Genomic DNA, 19,214 nt, shown 5'->3' with positions numbered 1-19,214 from the left:
TTTTTGCAGGTGAGCTTGATGTCGTCCTCTTTCACTCCCCCTCCCATGAAGCTGTCCGGACTGGAGCCGGTGACCATCGGCGAGGGCACGCTGTTCGTCAACGTGGGCGAGCGCACCAACGTCACGGGTTCCAAGGCCTTTGCGCGCATGATCCTCAACGAGCAGTACGAGGAAGCGCTGTCCGTGGCGCGCCAGCAGGTGGAAAACGGCGCCCAGATCATCGACGTGAACATGGACGAGGCCATGCTGGACAGCAAGGCCGCCATGGTGCGCTTCCTGAACCTCATCGCCTCCGAGCCCGACATCGCCAAGGTGCCGGTCATGGTGGACAGCTCCAAGTGGGAGGTCATCGAGGCCGGCCTGCGCTGCCTGCAGGGCAAGGGCATCGTCAACTCCATCTCCATGAAGGAAGGCCTGGATGAATTCAAGCGCCAGGCCCGGCTGATCAAGCGCTACGGCGCGGCCGCCGTGGTCATGGCCTTCGACGAGAAGGGCCAGGCCGACACCTACCAGCGCAAGATCGAGATCTGCGAGCGCGCCTACCGCATCCTGGTGGACGAGGTGGGCTTCCCGCCCGAGGACATCGTCTTCGACCCCAACATCTTCGCCGTGGCCACCGGCATCGAGGAACACGACAACTACGCCGTGGACTTCATCGAGGCCGTGCGCTGGATCAAGCAGAACCTGCCCGGCGCCAAGGTCTCGGGCGGCGTCTCCAACGTGAGCTTCAGCTTCCGCGGCAACGACCCCGTGCGCGAGGCCATCCACACCGTGTTCCTCTACCACGCCATCTCGGCGGGCATGGACATGGGCATCGTCAACGCCGGCATGGTCGGCGTCTATGACGACCTGGAGCCCGAGCTGCGCGAGCGCGTGGAAGACGTGGTGCTCAACCGCCGCCCTGACGCTGCGGAACGCCTGCTGGAGATTGCCGACGCCGCCAAGGGCGCCGCCAAGGACGACAGCAAGAAGCTCGAATGGCGCGGCACGCCCGAGAACCCGAAGACCGTGGGCGAGCGCCTGTCGCACGCCCTGGTGCACGGCATCACCGACTTCATCGTCGTCGACACCGAAGAGGCCTACCAGCAGATCGTGGTGCAGGGCGGCGGCCGCCCGCTGCACGTGATCGAAGGCCCGCTCATGGACGGCATGAACATCGTGGGCGACCTGTTCGGCGCCGGCAAGATGTTCCTGCCCCAGGTGGTCAAGTCGGCGCGCGTGATGAAGCAGGCCGTGGCCCACCTCGTGCCCTACATCGAAGAGGAAAAGCGCCAGCAGGAAGCGGCGGGCCTGGACGTGTCCAGCAAGGGCAAGATCGTCATCGCCACCGTCAAGGGCGACGTGCACGACATCGGCAAGAACATCGTCACCGTGGTCCTGCAGTGCAACAACTTCGAGGTCATCAACATGGGCGTGATGGTGCCCTGCCACGAGATCCTGGCCAAGGCCAAGGCCGAGGGCGCGGACATCATCGGCCTGTCGGGCCTGATCACGCCCAGCCTCGAAGAGATGCAATACGTCGCCGGCGAGATGCACAAGGACGACTACTTCCGCATCAAGAAGATTCCGCTGCTGATTGGCGGCGCCACCTGCTCGCGCGTGCACACCGCCGTCAAGATCGCGCCCAAGTACGAAGGCCCCGTGGTCTACGTGCCCGATGCCTCGCGCAGCGTCAGCGTGGCCCAGAGCCTGCTGGGCGAGAACAAGGGCAACTACCTGGCCGAGATCCAGGCCGACTACGACAAGGTCCGCACCCAGCACGCCAACAAGAAGAAGACGCCGCTGTGGCCGCTGGACAAGGCCCGCGCCAACGCCACGCCCGTGGACTTTTCCCAGGCCCCCGTGGCGCCGCGCGCCCTGGGCCGGCGCGTGTTCCGCAACTTCGATCTGGCCGAGATCGCCGAATACATCGACTGGGGCCCGTTCTTCCAGACCTGGGACCTGGCCGGCCCCTATCCGGCCATCCTCGACGACGAGATCGTGGGCGTGCAGGCCCGCCAGGTGCTGGCCGACGGCCAGGCCATGCTCAGGAAGATCATCGAAGGCCGCTGGCTGCAGGCCAACGGCGCCATCGGCCTGTTCCCTGCCAACCGCGTGGGCGATGACATCGAGTTCTACGCCGACGAGTCCCGCAGCCAGGTGCTGATGACCTGGTACGGCATGCGCCAGCAGACCGAAAAGCAGATGGTGGAAGGCCCGGATGGCCAGCCCGTGATGCGCCCCAGCCGCTGCCTGTCCGACTTCGTGGCCACCAAGGAATCGGGCATCCAGGACTACGCGGGCCTGTTCGCCGTCACGGCCGGCATCGGCGCCGAGAAGAAGGACAAGGAGTTCCAGGACGCGCTGGACGACTACTCCGGCATCATGTTCAAGGCCCTGGCCGACCGCCTGGCCGAGGCCTTCGCCGAATGCCTGCACCAGCGTGTGCGCAAGGACCTGTGGGGCTATGCGCCCGACGAGAACCTCAGCAACGAAGCGCTGATCAAGGAACAGTACAAGGGCGTGCGCCCCGCGCCCGGCTACCCGGCCTGCCCCGACCACAGCGCCAAGACCGACCTGTTCGCCGTGCTCAAGGCCGACGAGATCGGCATGACGCTGACCGAAAGCCTGGCCATGAACCCGGCCTCCAGCGTCAGCGGCTTCTACATTGGCCACCCCGACTCCGTCTACTTCAACGTCGGCGAGATCGGCGAGGACCAACTGGCCGACATGGCCGCGCGCCGGGGCATGGACATCGAGGAACTGCGCAGGCTGCTGGCGCCGAATCTTGGGTGATCGCTGGCTGGCCACGTCCGGTCAGCTGCACAATATTTCGCTATTTTGGACAAAATCATTTGTCTTCGGCTTTAATAGCGAAATGCCGCGCAAACCGCCCGTCGTCTTTCCGCAGGAGCAGCGCCTGCTTTCCGAACTCGGGGAGCGGCTGCGCCTTGCGCGCAAGAGGCGCAAGCTGAGCAACGAGGTGGTGGCGCAGCGCGCGGGGCTTTCGAGGACCACGGTGTACAAGGTCGAGTCCGGCGATCCCGGTGCCACGCTGGGGTCCTACGTCCGGGTACTGGCCGTGCTTGGACTTGAAGGCGATCTTGGCCAGCTTGCGGCGGACGACCGGGTGGGGCGCAAGCTGCAGGATCTGGCGCTGGAGCCAGTGCCGGTGGCAAAGCGCCACAAGACCAAAGCGGCATCGGTCGCAACGCCTGAAGATTCGGCATGAGCAAGCAGGACAACGCCCTGGAAGTCTGGCTGGACGACGATCTCGGCCCTGCCTGCCAGGTCGGCACCCTGGCCCATGACCGTGGGCAGATCCGCTTTCACTACGACCGCGGCTGGCTCAAGGACCCTCGTGCCTTCGCTCTGGATCCGGACCTTTCCCTGGACGAGCATCCCTTTTTCCCAAAGCCCGAGTTGGGCAACTTCGGCATCTTCCTGGACTCGTCTCCCGACCGCTGGGGCCAGACGCTCATGAAGCGCCGTGAGGCGCTGCAGGCCAAGGACGAACGGCGGCCTGCCCGCACCCTCTATGCCTGGGACTTCCTCATTGGCGTACAGGACCAGACGCGTCAGGGCGCACTGCGCTTTCGTCGGCCGGGCACGGAGACCTTTCTTGGCGACGAGAAAATGGCGGCGCCGCCGGTGACGACCCTGCGCGAGTTGGAGGCGGTGGCCTACCAGCTCAGCAGCCGGCGTATTGACGACCTTGACGCGCTGCGCAAGTGGCTTGCCGTGCTCGTCGCGCCAGGAGCCTCTCTGGGTGGGGCGAGGCCGAAGGCCAACTTCACGCAGGCTGATGGCTCGCTGTGGATTGCCAAATTTCCCGCCCGCGACGATGACCGCGACATCGGGGCCTGGGAGTATGTCGTTCACCAACTGGCCCGAAAGGCCGGCGTGTATGTGCCCCCTGCCAAGCTGATCCAGTTCAACAACGGCTTGCACACCTTCTGTGTGCAAAGGTTTGACCGTGCGCATGGTGCGCGGCGGTTCTACGCCTCGGCGATGACGCTGCTGCGCAAGGCGCACAGCGAAGGTACGAGCTATCTGGAACTGGCCCAGTTCATCCGGTCCCAGGGCGATGCCGGGCATGCGGATGCCGACCTGGCGCAGCTGTTTCGGCGCGTGGCGTTCAACGTCGCCGTTGGCAATCGCGACGATCACCTGCGCAATCACGGCTTCGTTCTGGGCAGGACAGGGTGGTGCCTCGCCCCGGCGTTCGATGTCAATCCGAACATCGACAAGGCCGAGCATGTCTTGAACATCGACGACATCGACAACCGGCCCAGCCTGGAGACGGTTCTCGGCACGGCGTCGTTCTACGGACTTGACCGCAACCAGGCCCGGCAGATACTGGGCGAGGTCGCGGCGGTGGTCGATGGATGGCAGGCTGCTGCGCGCAGGATCGGCATCGCCAGTGCCGATATCCAGCTGTCGGAATCCGCCTTTTCGGCCCATGCGGAGTTCCGGGCTGCCGCCGGTTAGCGGCAAGAACGCTTACTTGTCAGTCCAGGGCGCGGACTTCCACAGCGCCGAGAAGTCTGCCGTGGCCTTGTCCAGGCGGGTCTTCCAGGCCGTGCCCTCCACATAGTCCATCTCGGTGAACTGCTGGCGCATCTGCTTGTGGAACTCGGGATCGGCCGCGATGGCGCGCAGGGCCTCGGTCAGTCGCTGCTGCACGGCAGCGGGAAGGCCGGCCGGTGCCACGATGCCGCGCTCCGAATTGAACACCAGCTTCACGTTCTGCTCGTTGAAGCTGGGCACGTTGGGCGCCAGGCTGGAGCGCGCGGGGCTGGCCTGGGCCAGGATGCGCACCTTGCTCTCGAAGGGCATGACCTCGCCCAGGTTCATGCCGCCGATGGTCACATGGCCGCCCAGCACCGCCGTGCGCAGCGGGCCCGCGCCGTTGTAGGGCACGTGGTTCAGCCGGGTGCCCGTCAGGCGCTCGAACAGCACCATGGCCAGGTGGTCATCGGTGCCCACGCCCGTCGATCCGTAGCTGATCTCGCCGGGCCGGGCCTTGGCGTCTGCGATCAGGTCGGCCAGGTTCTTGTACTGGCTGTCCGCCATCACGCTGAAGGCGCTGGGGTCGCGCACCAGGTTGGCGATATAGGTGAAGTCCGCCGGCTTGAACTGCGTGCGCCGCTCTATGGGCAATGTGACCAGACCTGGCATGTTCGTCATGCCGATCACATGACCGTCTGGCGCAGCCTTGGCCACATAGGCCAGGCCCAGCTCGCCCGAGGCGCCCAGCTTGTTGGACACCACGACCTGGGTACCCAATTGCTTGCCCAGATGCACGGCGAGTGTGCGCGCCGTGATGTCCGTGCCGCCGCCGGCCGCGAAGCCCACGACGAGTTCAATGGGTTTTTCGGGCCAGGCGGCGAAGGCCGGGGCTGCGGCCAGGGCGAGGGCGCCCAGGCCCATGGACAGTGCGCGGCGACGTGCAGTCGAGATGAGGGTGTTCATATGTCTCCTTGTTGGAATGGATGGTTGCGTTCGCCCTGCGCTCAGGCAGCAGGGACGGTGGGGCAGCCCCAGTCGGCCCAGAGCTTGGCCACGGCGGCATAGTCTTCGCGGCCGTAGCCGGCGGCGGCGGCCATGTCGTAGACGCTGTGCGAGCCCTGTATGGCGAACAGCGGCACGCCCAGCGTCTGGGCCAATTGCAGGGCCAGCACCGAGTCCTTGCGCGCCGCATCCAGCGGCATGCCGCCCGCGTAGTCGCCGTTGACGACGCGCTCGGCATAACGGTAGGTCAGCGGCCGGTGCAGGCCCATCTGCGCATCGGACAGCAGGGCGATGAGCTTGTCGCACTGCACGCCAGCGGCCGTGGCCATGGCGCCTGCCTCGGCCACGACCACCATCACCGCATGGGCGACGGCGTTGTTGATCACCTTGGCCGCCGCGCCCGCGCCCAGCGCGCCGAACCAGGTCTGGCGGCTGGCAATGGCATCCAGCACCGGCTGCACGCGCGCAATCGCCTCGGGCGATCCGCCCAGGGCCAGCGAGGCCGTGCCGGCCACCATCTGGCCCACGCCGGCCATGATGGATGCGTCGATCAGGTCCACTCCATAAGGCGCCAGCAGCTTGTGCTGCGCATGGATGTGCTCGGGATTGACCGTGCTGGTCTCCACCACCACGGCACCGCGTGGCAGCCGGGGCACGATCTGCGCGAGCACGGACAGCGAGATGGCGGGCGAGGGCAGGCACAGCACCACGGTCTGCGTGGCAGATACATCCTCGGGCCCGGTGATGGCGGTGGCGCCGAAGCTGTCCTGCGCGCGCTGCCGTTGTGCGGCATCGAGATCGAAGACCTGGGTGGCGAAATGGCGGCCTATGCGTTCGGCCAGCGGGTAGCCCATATTGCCGAGGCCGTAGATGGCGACGCGAGTGTTCTGGTTCATGGTGCTTGTCTCTGCTGTGTTGGGAAAGGGCTTCACTTGGCCACGGACAGCGGCTGGGCGTGCAGGCCTAAGTACATGCTCTTGACCTGGGCGTACAGGCGCAGGCCGTCTATGCCCTTTTCGCGGCCTATGCCGCTGTTCTTGAAGCCGCCAAAGGGCGTGCTGGTCACCGACTGCTTGTAGGTGTTGATCCAGACCGAGCCGGCCTCCAGCGCGCGGCCCATGCGCCAGGCGCGCTGGAAGTTCTCGGTCCAGATGCCGCAGGCCAGGCCGAAGGCCGTGCCGTTGGCCTGGGCGACGAGGTCCGCCTCGTCCTTGAAGGGCAGCGCCACGAGCACGGGGCCGAAGGCTTCTTCCTGGCAGGATGCGGCGCTGGCCGGCAGGCCGTCGATCACCGTAGGCAGGTAGAAGGCCCCGTCGTCGAAGTCCGTGCCCGTGGGCGCCGCGCCGCCGCACAGCACGTGGCCACCCTCGGCGCGCGCACGCTCCACGAAGGCCGCCACGCGCTCGCGGTGGTGGAACGAGGCCAGCGGGCCCATCTCCACGCCCTCGGCGTCGGGCAAGGCCAGGCGCAGGCCTTTGGCGCGCGCCACCACCTGCTCCAGCACCTCGTCATAGATGCTTTGCTCGATGAACAGGCGCGAGCCCGCCACGCAGGACTGGCCTGCCGAGCCGAAGATACCCGCCACCACGGCGGCCACGGCATGCGTGCGGTTGGCGTCGGCAAACACCACGTGCGGCGACTTGCCGCCCAACTCCAGCGCGGCGGGCACCAGGCGGTCGCCGGCCACGCGGGCAATGGCCCTGCCTGAGGTCGTCCCGCCCGTGAACGAGATCATGCGGATGCCCGGATGCGCGACCAGGGCGGCGCCCACATCGGCCCCGCGGCCCTGCACCACCTGCAGCATGTCCTGCGGCAGGCCGGACGCCAGCGCGATGCGCGCCAGCTCGGGCGCCAGCAGCGGAGAATCTTCCGAGGGCTTGAGGATCACCGCATTGCCGGCCGCCAGCGCGGGCGCGACCTTGGTGGCGTCGTTCATGATGGGCGAGTTCCACGGCGTGATGGCCGCCACCACGCCAAAGGGCTCCAGCACGGTGAAGGACACATAGTCGCCGCGCGCCGGCGTCACATCGGTCTCCAGCGTCTCGCAGACGCCTGCGTAGTAGCGGAAGGTGCCTATGGCCGACTCCACCATGCCCCGGCATTCGCCCAGCGGCTTGCCGTTGTCCTGCATCTGCAGCCGTGCCAGAGACTCCTTCTCGGCGGCCAGGCCGTCGGCGATGGCCTGCAGCACCAGGGCGCGCTTGTGGGGCAGCAGCGACTTCCAGCCAGAATGGTGGAAGGCATGCCAGGCCCGCGTGACGGCAGCGTCCAGTTGCTCGGGCGTGGTGGTGGCGATGCGGGCGATCTCCTGCCCGTTGGCGGGATTGGTGCTGATGATTTCGGCGGCGTGCGTGGAGGCCATGAGAGGGTTCCTGGGTTGACTTTCGGGCGCAGTCTAGGAGTGCGCGGCGCGAAACTCAACGGGCACGTTGTCGCCAAAAAAGGCGATGAAACTATCAATAAGATGCAGGGCGGGCGGGGCCTGGAGCATGGCTTGCATGCACTTGCCACCCCGACTGAAAGAACCAAGAGACATGAGCAAGCAACAGCGATCAGGCCGGGAAAAAGAGGCCGCCTTTCCCCATGCGGCGCTGCCGGCGCAGGTGGCGGCCGTGATAGCCGCCATAGAGACGGACATCATCCGGGGCCGCATCCTGCCCCGCACGCGGCTGATCGAAGACCACCTGATGGAAGACTACGAGGCCAAGCGCCACGTGGTGCGTGCCGCGCTGACCGAGCTGCAGCGCCTGGGCGTCGTGGTCAAGCCGCCCCATTTGGGAGCCCGCATACGGCGCTTCGACGCGCAAAGCCTGCAAGACCTCTACCACCTGCGCAGCGTGCTGCACGCGGCGGCCGTGCAGGCCATGCAACTGCCGGTGCCGCCAGAACGCCTGGAGCCAGTGGCCCATGCCGCGCATGAACATGCGCTGGCCGTGGAGTCCGGCGACCTGATCGCCATCCACCGCACCAACATGGCCTTCCACCGATTGTTCTACGGCCTGTGCGACAACCCTTATCTGGAAGAGTCGATACGCCTGCACGACTGGCTGAGCTTTCCCGCACGCGCCTATGCGATTGCCGACCAGGAGGCGCTGGTCGTGGCGCGGCAGGAGCATGCGTTGATGGTCGAGGCGCTGGAGGCTGGCGACAGGAATTTGCTGTGCGACCTGGCCCTGCGCCATATGGGGCGCGCCCGGCAGATCTATGCGGAGCGCTATCTGCTGCGCTAGCGGTATGCCACTGTGTGGCTCAATGGCGCCCTACAAGGGCCCGGTGCACGCCAGCCGAACCCGCACCTCCTTGTTGGCGACCAGGGCCGGGTCGGTCGCAAGGACGAGTTTTCTCTCCCCTCCGCTGCCCAGGTCGGTCAGGCCTTCCTGCAGTTCCTGCCGGACGCCCCCTCGGTTCACGCTGCTCGTGTAGGTCGCCAGAGCCGAAAGGCATCCGCACTCGCCAATCGATTTGCGCAGTTGAACACGGGTGTTCGCCCACACCACGTTGGACTCTGTGGAAGTCTTCGTCGCCGTGATCGACACGCAGGCTGAAAGATCGTTCTGAAACGTTATCTGGTCGGCAGGGGCGGCAAAGGCGGACCCAGCCAAAAGAGCGGCCGATATTGCGTATCTGTTCATGCCGTACAAGTGTGCCTCCGTTCGGTTGGATGCCCGATGCCGTGCCCAAAAAACAAGGCGCACGAGGCGCCTTGTCATGGGTCAGCGGGATGGGAGTTTCAGAGCCCGATTTCCTTGTTGTACGCCTTGCGCGCCGCCACGGCCGTGTCCGTGAAGTCGGTGAACACGCCGTCGATGCCCAGGCGGTAGTAGGCCAGGTATTCCTGCACGGGGTCGCCCTTGTACAGGCCGGCGAGGCGGCCCGGCTCGTTGCGGAAGGTGAAGCTGTGCACGATCAGGCCGGCCTTGTGGGCGTCGCGGATCAGGCCCGTGTCCTTGACGGTGTTCACGTCCTTGAGGCCGGCGCCGTCCTTGTAGGGCACGACGGAGTGGGCCAGGACCTGGGGCTTCCAGGGGCCGATGCCGTCGGCATAGGTCTTGATCTCGGCCAGGCCTGCGGGCGTGAGCATGGTGGCGAAGGTGCGCGCGTCGCCGGCCAGGGTCCAGCTGTAGGGGCGGCCGCTGATGAAGGTCCACTCATCGTTGGTGATGTAGACCATGGAGCCGTCGCGCAGATTGAAGTCGTTGCCGTCGATCAGCTGCACGCCCTTGGCCTTCATGCCGGCCTGGCGCAGGTACTTGAGGCTGGCCGGGTCGAAGCTCTGGATGTAGATGGGCGAATCCTTGGCGTTGAGCTTGTTCTGGTCCAGCAGCTTGATCACCGCGTCTTCAAACGGGCGCGAGCCGGGCGCGCCGCAGCCGTTGGCGATCGCCTGCTGGTTGTTCCAGTACGGGTTCTTGGTCTCGGCGTAGACGGGGATGGTGCGGCCCAGGGCCTTGCCCTTGGCGGCGGCGATGTCCAGCACGTCCTGGGCGCTGATCAGGGGCAGCTTGCCGTTCCACTCGGTGGGGCGCTCGCTGCGGTTGTCCAGGATCGTGCCGCCCAGCCAGCTGCGCAGCTCCTGCATCGTGAAGTCGCTGATGGACCAGTCGTTGCGGTGGTCCTCGCCATCGACCACCAGGGCCTTGAGCACGGACTTGGGATCGTTGGCATCGAGCTGGTCGCTCAGGTATTGCGAGGGGCCGTTGGCAGGCACGGCGGGGTACTTCACGTTGACCAGCACGCCGGCCGCAGTGCGCTGGCGGCGCGCCACTTCGGCATTGGTCTTGGCCACGTCGGCCACGTTGGTGCTGTCGCTGAGCCAGGCGTTGTGGCGGGCGACCAGCTGGCAGTCCTTCGTCAGGTGCATGTCGAGTTCGAGCATGTCCGCGCCCGCGTCGGCGGCGGCCTCGTAGGCCATGCGCGTCTGCTCCGGGAACTTGCCCGAGAAGCCGCGGTGGGCGATCACCTGGGGCTGCTTTCCGTCGAGCGTGAGGTAGAACGAGCCGCCGTCGCCGCCGCAGGCCGTGAGGACTGCAGCCGCGCACAGGGACGCGAGCAGGGGAGTGCGGGAAAAGGACATAGGACGTTGGGTCATATCCGAAGCAGTGGTGGGTTGATGAACGGCGCGCAATGCGCCAGCTCAGCAGCGTATGCAGTCAGCCGTGTCGGCACCATGACAGTGCGCCCCGTAGGGCCCGGATTGGCGTTTTAGCGACGGTCGGTGGAAATTTGCCGACCCACCGACACAGGGTTATCCCCCGAACAGGGGCGCCAGCGTGGCACGCAGGCGGTCGCCGGCGTCGGGCGCCTCGCTCGGGCGGATCTCCAGCGAACGCTCCACCGTGCCGATGTGCTCCAGCAGCAGGGCCTTGGCGCCCTCGGTGTCGCCGCGCTCCAGCGCCTCGACGATGCGTTCGTGCTCGGCGCAGGACTGGCTGGCGCTGTGGGTGGACTGGAACAATGTGGCCGCCAGCGTGGTGCGCGCCGTGAGGTCGCGCAGGGTGAGCGCCAGCAGCCGGTGGCCCATCTGCTCGGCCAGGCAGACATGGAAGTCGGCCAGCAGGAAGGCGCGCGTGGCGGCGTCGGCGCCCGCAATGGCCTCCTGCTCCTGGGCGATGTGGCGGCGCAGCTGGCCGATCACGCTTTGCAGGGGGCGCCCGGCCTCGCCCAGGATGCCGGTCTCGATGATGCGGCGCGCCGCGAAGGCGTCCTGCGCCTCCTCGGCCGAGGGCTGGACCACGTACCAGCCGCGCCGGGGCTGCACCTGCACGAAGCCGCGCGCCTGCAGCTGCATCAGCGCCTCGCGCACCATGGTGCGGCTGACCTCGAAGTTGTCGGCCAGCTCCTGCTCCCCCAGCCGTTCGCCGGGCGCCAGTTTCTGGGCCAGGATGGCTTCGACGACGCGCTCGGCGATGTGCTGGGGGCTTACAGGTGTCATTGCGTTGCAGGGTGGGCAGGAGTCACGGTTGCGGGGACGGCGGCGGCGCCGGAGGGCTCGGCGTCGGGCCCCTGATTGTCGGCCAGGCCGTTGAGCACGGCATGGGCGCGCTCGCGGTCGATGTCACCTTCCCAGGCCGCGATGGCCACGGTGGCCACGCAGTTGCCGATCAGGTTGCCCAGCGCGCGGGCAATGCCCATGAACCAGTCCACCGACAGCACCAGCACCAGGCCGATGGCGGGGATGGCCGGAATCGCATGCAGCGTGGCCGCCAGCACCACGATGGCCGAGCCCGGCACGCCGTGGGCGCCCTTGGAGGTCACCAGCGCAATCGCCAGGATGGTCAGCAGGTCGGCCATGCCGATGGGCGTGTTCGTGGCCTGGGCGATGAACACGGCCGCCAGCGTGATGTAGATGGAGAAGGCGTCCAGGTTGAACGAGTAGCCCGTGGGAATCACCAGGCCCACGGTGGAGTCGCGCACGCCCAGGTTGCGCAGCTTGGCCATGATCTGGGGCAGCACGCTGTCCGAGGAGGTGGTGGCGAAGACCACCATCAGCTCCTCGCGCAGGTAGCGCAGCAGCTTGATCAGGCTGAAGCCCGAAAAGCGCATCACCAGGCCCAGCACCACGAAGACGAAGAAGATCACCGCCACGTAGAACAGCAGCACCAGCATGCCCAGCTGCTTGAGCGAGCCTATGCCGTACTGGCCCACGGTGAAGGCGATGGCGCCCAGCACGCCCAGCGGCGCCAGCTTGATGAGGATGCCCATGATCTTGAACAGCACGTTCGACAGCGTGTCGATCAGCGCATGCACGGGCGCGCCGCGCTCGCCCAGCATGGTCAGCGCGCAGCCGAACAGCACGGCGAACAGCAGCACCTGCAGCACGTCGCCCGTGGCAAAGGCCTGCACCACGGTGGTGGGGATGAGCTTCATCAGGAAGTCCACCGTGCCGCCGCTGGTCAGCTTGTCGGCGTTGCTGGCATAGGCGCTCATGGCCGAGGCATCGAGCTTGCTCGGGTCCACGTTCATGCCCGCGCCGGGCTGGAACACGAAGGCCAGCACCAGGCCCAGCACCAGGGCGATGGTGGTCAGCACCTCGAAGTAGATCAGCGACTTGACGCCGACCCGGCCCACGCGCTTGAGGTCGCCCGCGCCCGCGATGCCGTGCACCACCACGCAGAACACCAGCACGGGAATGATCATCTTGATGAGCTTGATGAAGCCATCGCCCAGGGGCTTGAGTTTCACGGCCCATTCAGGGGCCAATATTCCGGCGAGCACACCCAGGATGAGTGCGATCACCACCTGTCCGAACAGTGATCTGGCAAAGCGGCGCATAGTCGTCTTTCGCAAGTTGTGGAATCTTGTATGCAAGTGGCTCTGCAACTTGCATGCAAGAATGTAGACAAGCGAAACGCGTGCCAGCAGAGGGTATTCCCTGCGGATTTGCGGCACTCCAGAGAAGTTCAGCCCTGACTTTTTCTGCATGAAATCGGCAGATGCGGGCGGGCCTCCCCGCCGTGGTGCAGGGCGGGGGCCGGCATGCCCGCGCATGGTGCGCGCGGCGTGCGGCAAGGCTGCGCAGGCCCCGTGCCGGGGCATGCGCGAGGGCGGCGCAGGGCGCGCCGCCCGGGGGGATCAGCGCAGGTTGCGCTCCATCGCGCGGTCCTTGATGAAGAAGGCCGCCAGCAGGCCCAGCGTCACGCCGAACATCACATAGAAGGCCGGCGCCATGGGCGAGCCCGTGGAGCGGATCAGCCAGGTCACGATGAACTGCGCGAAGCCGCCGAAGATCATCACGGCCACGTTGTAGGCCATGGACATGCCGGCAGACCGCACCTGGGGCGGGAACAGCTCGGCCATCACCGTGCTGAACACGCCGAAGAACACGGCCACGAACACGCAGACCACCAGCTGGGTGATCAGCAGCTTCTGCACCGTGGGGCCGTCGGTCAGCCAGGCATACAGCGGGTAGAGCACCACCAGGTAGCCGATCAGCGAGCCGATGGTCAGCATGCGGCGGCCCACGCGGTCCGACAGGGCGCCGAAGAACGGCATGATCACCACCATCAGCGCGGCACCGGCCATCTGCACCATGAAGGCATCGCGCATGGGCAGCTTCAGCGTCACCGTGGCATAGGTCACCAGATAGGTGAAGGTGATGTAGATGGACACCGTGGCCGTGACCACCAGGCCCATGCCCACCAGCGTCTCGCGCGCATGCGTGCGCAGCATCTCCATGATGCCGATCTGGCGCGCCTTGCCGCTGGCCTGCGCGGCCTGCATTTCCTTGAAGACCTCGGGCTCCTCCACATGGCGGCGGATGTACAGCGCCACGGGAACGATCAGCAGGCCCACGGCGAAGGGCACGCGCCAGGCCCAGGCCATCAGTTCTTCCTCGGTGAAGATCTCGGTGATCAGTGTGCCCGTGGCCGCGCCGATCAGCAGGGCCAGCATCTGGCCGGCCATCTGCCAGGAACCATAGAAGCCGCGCTTGCCGGGCGGTGCCAGCTCGATCAGCAGTGCCGTGGACGTGCCGAACTCGCCGCCGGCCGCAAAGCCCTGCAGCAGCCGCGCCAGCACGATGAACAGCGGCGCCAGGATGCCCACCGCCGCATACGTGGGCGCCAGCGTGATCAGCGCGATGGCCACGGCCATCAGGCCGGTCACCATCACCATGGCCGCCTTGCGGCCCTTGCGGTCCCCGTACAGGCCCAGCAGGATGCCGCCCACGGGCCGCATGAAAAAGCCCACGCCGAACACGGCCGTGGTCATCAGGATGCGGTTGATGTTGTCGTCCGGATTGTCGGGATTGCTGGGGAAGAACAGCTTGGCGACGATGGGTGTCATGAAGGCGAACACCAGGAAGTCATACCACTCCAGCGCGTTGCCGATGACGGCAGCCACGATGTTGCGGGTCGAGACGGTTTGCTTGGTCAAAGCAGGGTCCATTTCCGAAAAGGGATTGAAAAGACGGCAGTCACGCCCGGGGCATGGGTCGGCGTGCCTGCCCGGGCCGCAACCCGGGCGTACACTGCTTCGCCATATGCAATGCCTATGCCATGGCCTGCGTCGTCCACGAAGGGCGGCGCAGGCCATGGCGCAGATGGAACCACATGACTACCTGGAAAAACACCCGCGACTGGCTGGAAACACTGGTCGCATTCGACACCACCAGCCGCAACTCCAACCTGGCGCTGATCGAGTGTGTACGCGATGAGTTGGCCACGCTGGGCGTGAGTGCCCGATTGTTCCACTCTCCGGACGGCGCCAAGGCCAATCTCTTCGCCACTTTGCCGGCCAGCAATGGCGAAACGCAGGGTGGCATCGTGCTGTCCGGCCATACCGACGTGGTGCCGGTCGATGGCCAGCAGTGGAGCACCAACCCCTTTGCGCTCACCGAAAAGGGCGGGCGCCTCTATGGTCGCGGCAGCTGCGACATGAAGGGCTTCATCGCCGCCTCGCTGGCGCTGGTGCCTGAATTCCTGGCCACGCAGCGCGCCAGGCCCGTGCACCTGGCCTTCTCGTACGACGAGGAAATCGGCTGCGCGGGCGCGCCCGTGATGATCAACCAGCTCAAGGCCGAGGGCGCGCGCTTCGACGGCTGCGTGGTCGGCGAGCCCACCAGCATGCAGGTCGTGGTGGCGCACAAGGGCATCAACCTCTACCGCTGCCGCGTGCACGGCAAGGCCGCGCATTCGTCGCTCACGCCGCGCGGCAGCAATGCCATCGAATACGCGGCGCGGCTGATCTGTCGCATCCGGGACATCGCCGACCACTTCAAGGCGCACGGCCCCTACGACGAATTCTTCGACGTGCCCTTCACCACCATGACCACCAACCAGATCCAGGGCGGCATCGCGGTCAACACCATCCCCGAGCTGTGCGAATTCGCCTATGAATTCCGCAACCTGCCCGGCATGTCGGTGGACGGCATCCAGGCCCAGGTCGAGTCCTATGTGCGCGACGAACTGCTGCCGCGCATGCGCGCCGAGTTCGCCGACGCGCGCATCGAGATCGAGACCGGCGCCAGCGCGCCCGCGCTGGAAGCCTCGGAAGAAGCCGCCATCACCCAGCTGGTGCGCGCGCTGACCGCCGACCAGGAAAAGCGCAAGGTGGCCTACGGCACCGAGGCCGGCCTGTTCCACAACGCCGGCATTCCCACCGTGGTCTGCGGCCCCGGCTCCATCGAGCAGGCGCACAAGCCCGACGAGTTCGTCGAGCTGGCCCAGCTCGACGCCTGCGAGCGCTTCCTCAGCAAAATGGGCACGAGTCTGTGATCACGCCCTGAGTCGCTTCGCGCCTTCCCCCTCTCTTCGGAGGGGGGCGTACGGGCAGCCGGCGACACCCTTGCTGCGGGGCGGCGCGGCCGGCGTAGGCCCTTGCTCGGTGTCCCTCGCCTTGGGGGCGCGGGAGTTTCGAGGTCAAGCTCAAGAAATCTCGTCTTGCCCCGCTCAGCGCACAGGAATGGCGATGGGCCGCAGCGGCGCGGCGTCGCCGCCGCGGATCTTGAGCGGGCCGCCGATGAAGGCGAACTCGTAGACCTTGTCGCGCGACAGATCGTCCAGCGCCACCAGCTCCATGATGGGCACGCCCTTTTGCGCCAGCAGGTAGCTGTGCAGCGGTACGTAGTCGTCGTCCACCTCGGACGGGAACGTCTCCAGGCTCAGGTTGTCGGCGCCCACGATCATGGCGCCGCCTTCCTCCACCAGGAAGCGCGCGGCATCCAGGCCCAGGCCCGGCGGCTTGGCCATGTAGGCCTGGGGCTGGCCGTACAGCTTCATGCGGCCCGTGCGCACCAGCACGATGTCGCCCTCCTGCAGCGTCACCTTCTGGCGTGCCAGCGCGTCCTTGAGGTCCTGGCGCGTGATGCGGTACTGGTCGGGCAGCATCTCCAGGCCCTTGGCGGCCGCCACGTCGATCAGCACGCCGCGCGCCACCAGCGGCGGGAATTTCTCTATGCCCGTGCGCTGCCAGCCCCGGTCGCCCAGGTGCTGGTCTGCGCTGAAGCCGTTCCAGATCCTGCCGCGGATGCCGAAGTGGTTGAGCGCATCGATGTGCGTGCCCGTGTGGCTGTACATGGAAAACGCCGTGCCCGTGTAGCTGCGCGTGGCGTTCATGTCCTTGCCCACGTTCATCGGGTCGTCCACCACGGTGCCGCGCGGCGTGTGCGTCATCCAGAACTGGTAGTGCGGATCGCCCGCGTCCTGCCAGCTGGGCATGCCCACGTAGTACTCGGTGGCCAGGTCATAGACCTGCCCGCCCGTGATGCGCTGCAGGATGGCCGCGCGCGAGGCCGGCGTGATCAGGTTCAGGCGGCCGATCTCGTCGGCCGGCCCCCAGGGGCTGGTGCCCACGTCCTGGCGTGCGCCGGCCGGGGGCTCGTGGCCGCCATGGGCCTGGGCCGCGGTGCCCGCGAAGGCGGCGGCCAGGGCGATCACGAGAGAGGGCAGCGCCATGCGGCGAGCGAAGCGTTGGAGAGTCATGCAAGAGTCCTTGGTCTGCTGAAAGAGGGCGCGCATGCCGCGCGCAAGGGAAGGCGGAAAACGCCGATGAAAAAAAGCAAAGACGGGGGCGCTCAGGCCGCCAGGAAGTGCAGCCGTTCGCGCAGCGCAGCCAGCGACTGGGTCTGCAGCGGCGGCAGGCCCGGCGCGATCAGCGTGGGAATGGAGCGCAGGCCCATGCGCTGCGCCAGAGCGCGGTCCTGGCGCACCTGCTCCAGCGCCTGGGCGCCTTCCATGCAGCCCGCGAAGGCATTGCGCTCGAAGCCCGTGCGCGTGGCGATGTCCAGCAGCACTTCGGCGTCGCCGATGTTGCGGTGCTCGCTCATGTGGGCGTGCTGGATGGCGTCGAACAGATCCCAGTGCGCGTCATCGCCGCCCAGGATCTGGGCCGCCTGGCAGGCCAGTGCGCCGGCCATGCCGCTGGGGTACTCGAAGGCCTCGCGGCGCATGCCCTCGATGTCGATGCGGTCCTCGTCGTCATGCTGCGCGCAGGCCTGCCAGTGCTCCAGGATGACCTGCTTGGCGCGCTCCATGGAGCCGAAGGCCGCCACCATCTCGGCGCGCGAGGCCTGCAGCACGAAGCTGCGGTGGCGCACGCGCAGGCCCAGCTCGCGCGCCACCTGGCGCAGGCGTGGCGACATCACGTAGCACCAGCCGCAGACCACGTCATGGAAGAAGTCGATGGCGGGGGCGACCGCGGGCGCCGCTGCGGGCGCCGCCTGCAGGGCCTGCGGCGGCGAGGCGGCCGCCGCATCCTGCGCGGGCAGGGCGCAGGAAAAATCATTGCATTGCGTCATGCTTGTGTCCTTCATGGCTGTGATGGACGGCAAGCGTAGGCCGCAGGCCCGGCGCGAAAAAGGGGCGCGCGCTTGAGGAACTCTTAACGCGGCGTCAACAATCCTCGCCCATGGCGGCGGGCAGCTCCTCGGCCAGGAAGTCCACGAAGGCGCGCACCTTGGGCAGCAGGTGGCGCTGCGTGGGATAGACCGCGTAGACATGGCGGGCCTGCGCGGCCTGGTCCGCAAGGTCCAGTGCGACCAGCTGGCCTGCCGCAATCGCCGGCCGCGCCAGGAACGAGGGCAGGGCGCCAATGCCCAGGCCCGCCACCAGCAGGTCGCGCAGCATCAGGCTGTTGTTGACGTTGGCGCGCGCCTCGGACGGCGCCTGGGGGCTCTCGCCCGCTTCGCGGGGCGCATGCGCCAGGCTGTAGTTCAGCAGCGCATGGCCGCGCAGCCCGGCGGCACTGGCCGGGCGGCCATGCGCCTGCAGATAGGACGGGGCCGCGCACAGCATCTGCGACAGCGAGGCCAGGCGCCGCGCGATCAGCGAGGAGTCCGCCAGCTCCGCGCTCAGGCGGATGGACACATCGAAGCCCTGGCCCACCGCATCCACCAGCCGGTCTTCCATGGACAGGTCGATCTGCAGCTGCGGATGGCGCTGCATGAAGCGCGCCAGCAGCGGCGACAGAGTGCTCAGCGCAAACGACAGCGGCGCATTCACGCGCAGCCGGCCGGCCACCTGCTGCGACTGCGCGCGCACCGACTGCTCCAGCGCATCGAATTCATCGAGCAGGCGGCAGCACTCGGCGTAGTAGGCCTGGCCCGTGTCGGTCAGGCTCATGCGGCGCGTGGTGCGCTGCAGCAGCACGGCGCCCAGATGGGCTTCGAGCGCGCGCAGCTGCTTGCTCAGCGCGGCCGAGGACAGGTCCAGCGCGTCGGCCGCCTTGGCGATGGAGCCCAGTTCTACGATGCGCCGGAAGGCGCGCAAGGGGGTCAGCGTATCCATGGGGAAAAAGCAAAGAGTGGCGCGCAGCGTAGCAGGCCGCTCGGGTTTGCCGGTGCATGCCTGCGGGGGCAGGGGCGACAATCGCCAGGTACGGCGCGCCCGCCGCGCCTCTTTGTCTTCACCGAATCTGTTCAATCCCATGCCCCAGACCACTCCCGCCTGCCCCCAGTGCGGCCTTGAAAACACCTATCCCGACGCCGCCAGCTACATCTGCCCCGACTGCGCCTTCGAATGGCCCATGCAGGCCGAAGAAGAGTCCGGCGAAGCCGCCGCTGGTGACGGCATCGTGCGCGACGCCAACGGCAATGCGCTGGCCGACGGCGATGCCGTGATCCTGGTGAAGGACCTCAAGGTCAAGGGCTCGTCCACCGTGCTCAAGAAGGGCAGCAAGATCAAGGGCATCCGCCTGGTCGATGGCGCCGACGGCCACAACGTGGATTGCAAGACCGAACTGGGCTCCATGCTGCTCAAGTCGGAGTTCCTCAAGAAGGCCTGAGC

General features: G+C 67.1%; 17 protein-coding genes. 6 read left to right on the top strand and 11 right to left on the bottom strand.

Annotated features, from left to right (window positions below; translation table 11 throughout):
- Nucleotides 1–18 precede the first annotated feature (18 nt).
- Genes metH through DTS01S_RS06960 form a run of 3 tightly spaced genes read left to right on the top strand, consistent with a single transcriptional unit; the run spans nucleotide 19 to nucleotide 4,470 of the window.
- Nucleotides 19–2,775, top strand: a complete 2,757-nt coding sequence (gene metH, locus DTS01S_RS06970; protein ID WP_217649264.1) for a methionine synthase — start codon at nucleotides 19–21, stop codon at nucleotides 2,773–2,775.
- Nucleotides 2,768–3,211: a helix-turn-helix domain-containing protein gene (locus DTS01S_RS06965; RefSeq protein ID WP_227740875.1), complete on the top strand. Its 444-nt coding sequence runs from the start codon at nucleotides 2,768–2,770 to the stop codon at nucleotides 3,209–3,211. The genes metH and DTS01S_RS06965 overlap by 8 nt, the downstream gene beginning before the upstream one ends.
- Nucleotides 3,208–4,470, top strand: a complete 1,263-nt coding sequence (locus tag DTS01S_RS06960) for a type II toxin-antitoxin system HipA family toxin (RefSeq protein WP_061287483.1) — start codon at nucleotides 3,208–3,210, stop codon at nucleotides 4,468–4,470. Before DTS01S_RS06965 ends, DTS01S_RS06960 begins: the two co-directional genes overlap by 4 nt.
- A gap of 12 nt (nucleotides 4,471–4,482) precedes the next feature.
- Here the strand turns inward: DTS01S_RS06960 and DTS01S_RS06955 are convergent, their stop codons facing one another.
- The 3 genes from DTS01S_RS06955 to DTS01S_RS06945 are packed head-to-tail and all read right to left on the bottom strand — an operon-like array spanning nucleotide 4,483 to nucleotide 7,855.
- On the bottom strand, nucleotides 4,483–5,454 hold the full coding sequence (locus DTS01S_RS06955) for a tripartite tricarboxylate transporter substrate binding protein (RefSeq protein ID WP_061287482.1): 972 nt from the start codon (nucleotides 5,452–5,454) through the stop codon (nucleotides 4,483–4,485).
- 41 nt (nucleotides 5,455–5,495) lie between these two features.
- Complete coding sequence (locus tag DTS01S_RS06950; protein WP_061287481.1) at nucleotides 5,496–6,389, bottom strand: NAD(P)-dependent oxidoreductase; 894 nt, start codon at nucleotides 6,387–6,389, stop codon at nucleotides 5,496–5,498.
- 32 nt (nucleotides 6,390–6,421) lie between these two features.
- The gene (locus tag DTS01S_RS06945; protein WP_061287480.1) at nucleotides 6,422–7,855 is read right to left on the bottom strand and encodes an aldehyde dehydrogenase; all 1,434 of its coding nucleotides are present in this window, start codon (nucleotides 7,853–7,855) and stop codon (nucleotides 6,422–6,424) included.
- Between the two features lie 172 nt (nucleotides 7,856–8,027).
- On the opposite strand from DTS01S_RS06945, the gene DTS01S_RS06940 reads away from it, so the two are divergent.
- On the top strand, nucleotides 8,028–8,723 hold the full coding sequence (locus tag DTS01S_RS06940; RefSeq protein WP_061287479.1) for a GntR family transcriptional regulator: 696 nt from the start codon (nucleotides 8,028–8,030) through the stop codon (nucleotides 8,721–8,723).
- 30 nt (nucleotides 8,724–8,753) lie between these two features.
- Here DTS01S_RS06940 and DTS01S_RS06935 read toward each other — a convergent pair whose 3' ends face one another.
- From DTS01S_RS06935 to DTS01S_RS06915, 5 genes are all read right to left on the bottom strand, one after another.
- The gene (locus DTS01S_RS06935; protein WP_061287494.1) at nucleotides 8,754–9,125 is read right to left on the bottom strand and encodes a DUF2195 family protein; all 372 of its coding nucleotides are present in this window, start codon (nucleotides 9,123–9,125) and stop codon (nucleotides 8,754–8,756) included.
- Between the two features lie 98 nt (nucleotides 9,126–9,223).
- On the bottom strand, nucleotides 9,224–10,567 hold the full coding sequence (locus DTS01S_RS06930; protein ID WP_046984423.1) for a glycerophosphodiester phosphodiesterase family protein: 1,344 nt from the start codon (nucleotides 10,565–10,567) through the stop codon (nucleotides 9,224–9,226).
- Between the two features lie 171 nt (nucleotides 10,568–10,738).
- Complete coding sequence (locus tag DTS01S_RS06925) at nucleotides 10,739–11,425, bottom strand: GntR family transcriptional regulator (protein ID WP_016448699.1); 687 nt, start codon at nucleotides 11,423–11,425, stop codon at nucleotides 10,739–10,741.
- On the bottom strand, nucleotides 11,422–12,765 hold the full coding sequence (locus DTS01S_RS06920) for a C4-dicarboxylate transporter DctA (protein WP_016448698.1): 1,344 nt from the start codon (nucleotides 12,763–12,765) through the stop codon (nucleotides 11,422–11,424). Before DTS01S_RS06920 ends, DTS01S_RS06925 begins: the two co-directional genes overlap by 4 nt.
- A 300-nt stretch (nucleotides 12,766–13,065) precedes the next feature.
- Nucleotides 13,066–14,379, bottom strand: a complete 1,314-nt coding sequence (locus tag DTS01S_RS06915; RefSeq protein WP_016448697.1) for an MFS transporter — start codon at nucleotides 14,377–14,379, stop codon at nucleotides 13,066–13,068.
- 164 nt (nucleotides 14,380–14,543) lie between these two features.
- Here DTS01S_RS06915 and argE point away from each other — a divergent pair, with 164 nt between their 5' ends.
- Complete coding sequence (gene argE / locus DTS01S_RS06910; RefSeq protein WP_046984422.1) at nucleotides 14,544–15,707, top strand: acetylornithine deacetylase; 1,164 nt, start codon at nucleotides 14,544–14,546, stop codon at nucleotides 15,705–15,707.
- A 174-nt stretch (nucleotides 15,708–15,881) separates the two neighbouring features.
- Here argE and DTS01S_RS06905 read toward each other — a convergent pair whose 3' ends face one another.
- From DTS01S_RS06905 to DTS01S_RS06895, 3 genes are all read right to left on the bottom strand, one after another.
- Nucleotides 15,882–16,913, bottom strand: coding sequence for a cyclase family protein (locus DTS01S_RS06905; protein WP_016448695.1), 1,032 nt, complete (start codon nucleotides 16,911–16,913; stop codon nucleotides 15,882–15,884).
- A gap of 92 nt (nucleotides 16,914–17,005) precedes the next feature.
- A complete protein-coding gene (locus tag DTS01S_RS06900; protein ID WP_061287478.1) occupies nucleotides 17,006–17,728 on the bottom strand; it encodes a DsbA family oxidoreductase in 723 nt (240 codons plus the stop codon).
- 94 nt (nucleotides 17,729–17,822) lie between these two features.
- Nucleotides 17,823–18,716 (bottom strand): LysR family transcriptional regulator, encoded by an 894-nt coding sequence (locus DTS01S_RS06895; protein ID WP_046984421.1) that lies wholly within the window; start codon nucleotides 18,714–18,716, stop codon nucleotides 17,823–17,825.
- A gap of 139 nt (nucleotides 18,717–18,855) precedes the next feature.
- On the opposite strand from DTS01S_RS06895, the gene DTS01S_RS06890 reads away from it, so the two are divergent.
- Entirely contained in the window at nucleotides 18,856–19,212 is a 357-nt protein-coding gene (locus DTS01S_RS06890; protein ID WP_016448692.1) for a zinc ribbon domain-containing protein YjdM, read from the top strand.
- Nucleotides 19,213–19,214 lie beyond the last annotated feature (2 nt).

Origin of the sequence: Delftia tsuruhatensis NBRC 16741, assembly GCF_001571325.1 — a bacterium.
GTDB classification, from domain to species: Bacteria; Pseudomonadota; Gammaproteobacteria; order Burkholderiales; family Burkholderiaceae_C; genus Comamonas; species Comamonas tsuruhatensis.
This window is presented reverse-complemented; position numbering and strand designations above follow the sequence as displayed.

Bases quoted from the DNA above. Each gene is read 5' to 3' on its own strand.
- metH (WP_217649264.1), top strand. From the start codon at position 19: ATGTCGTCCTCTTTCACTCCCCCTCCCATGAAGCTGTCCGGACTGGAG.
- DTS01S_RS06960 (WP_061287483.1), top strand. From the start codon at position 3,208: ATGAGCAAGCAGGACAACGCCCTGGAAGTCTGGCTGGACGACGATCTC.
- DTS01S_RS06955 (WP_061287482.1), bottom strand. From the start codon at position 5,454: ATGAACACCCTCATCTCGACTGCACGTCGCCGCGCACTGTCCATGGGC.
- DTS01S_RS06950 (WP_061287481.1), bottom strand. From the start codon at position 6,389: ATGAACCAGAACACTCGCGTCGCCATCTACGGCCTCGGCAATATGGGC.
- DTS01S_RS06945 (WP_061287480.1), bottom strand. From the start codon at position 7,855: ATGGCCTCCACGCACGCCGCCGAAATCATCAGCACCAATCCCGCCAAC.
- DTS01S_RS06940 (WP_061287479.1), top strand. From the start codon at position 8,028: ATGAGCAAGCAACAGCGATCAGGCCGGGAAAAAGAGGCCGCCTTTCCC.
- DTS01S_RS06935 (WP_061287494.1), bottom strand. From the start codon at position 9,125: ATGAACAGATACGCAATATCGGCCGCTCTTTTGGCTGGGTCCGCCTTT.
- DTS01S_RS06930 (WP_046984423.1), bottom strand. From the start codon at position 10,567: ATGTCCTTTTCCCGCACTCCCCTGCTCGCGTCCCTGTGCGCGGCTGCA.
- DTS01S_RS06925 (WP_016448699.1), bottom strand. From the start codon at position 11,425: ATGACACCTGTAAGCCCCCAGCACATCGCCGAGCGCGTCGTCGAAGCC.
- DTS01S_RS06920 (WP_016448698.1), bottom strand. From the start codon at position 12,765: ATGCGCCGCTTTGCCAGATCACTGTTCGGACAGGTGGTGATCGCACTC.
- DTS01S_RS06915 (WP_016448697.1), bottom strand. From the start codon at position 14,379: ATGGACCCTGCTTTGACCAAGCAAACCGTCTCGACCCGCAACATCGTG.
- argE (WP_046984422.1), top strand. From the start codon at position 14,544: ATGACTACCTGGAAAAACACCCGCGACTGGCTGGAAACACTGGTCGCA.
- DTS01S_RS06905 (WP_016448695.1), bottom strand. From the start codon at position 16,913: ATGACTCTCCAACGCTTCGCTCGCCGCATGGCGCTGCCCTCTCTCGTG.
- DTS01S_RS06900 (WP_061287478.1), bottom strand. From the start codon at position 17,728: ATGACGCAATGCAATGATTTTTCCTGCGCCCTGCCCGCGCAGGATGCG.
- DTS01S_RS06895 (WP_046984421.1), bottom strand. From the start codon at position 18,716: ATGGATACGCTGACCCCCTTGCGCGCCTTCCGGCGCATCGTAGAACTG.
- DTS01S_RS06890 (WP_016448692.1), top strand. From the start codon at position 18,856: ATGCCCCAGACCACTCCCGCCTGCCCCCAGTGCGGCCTTGAAAACACC.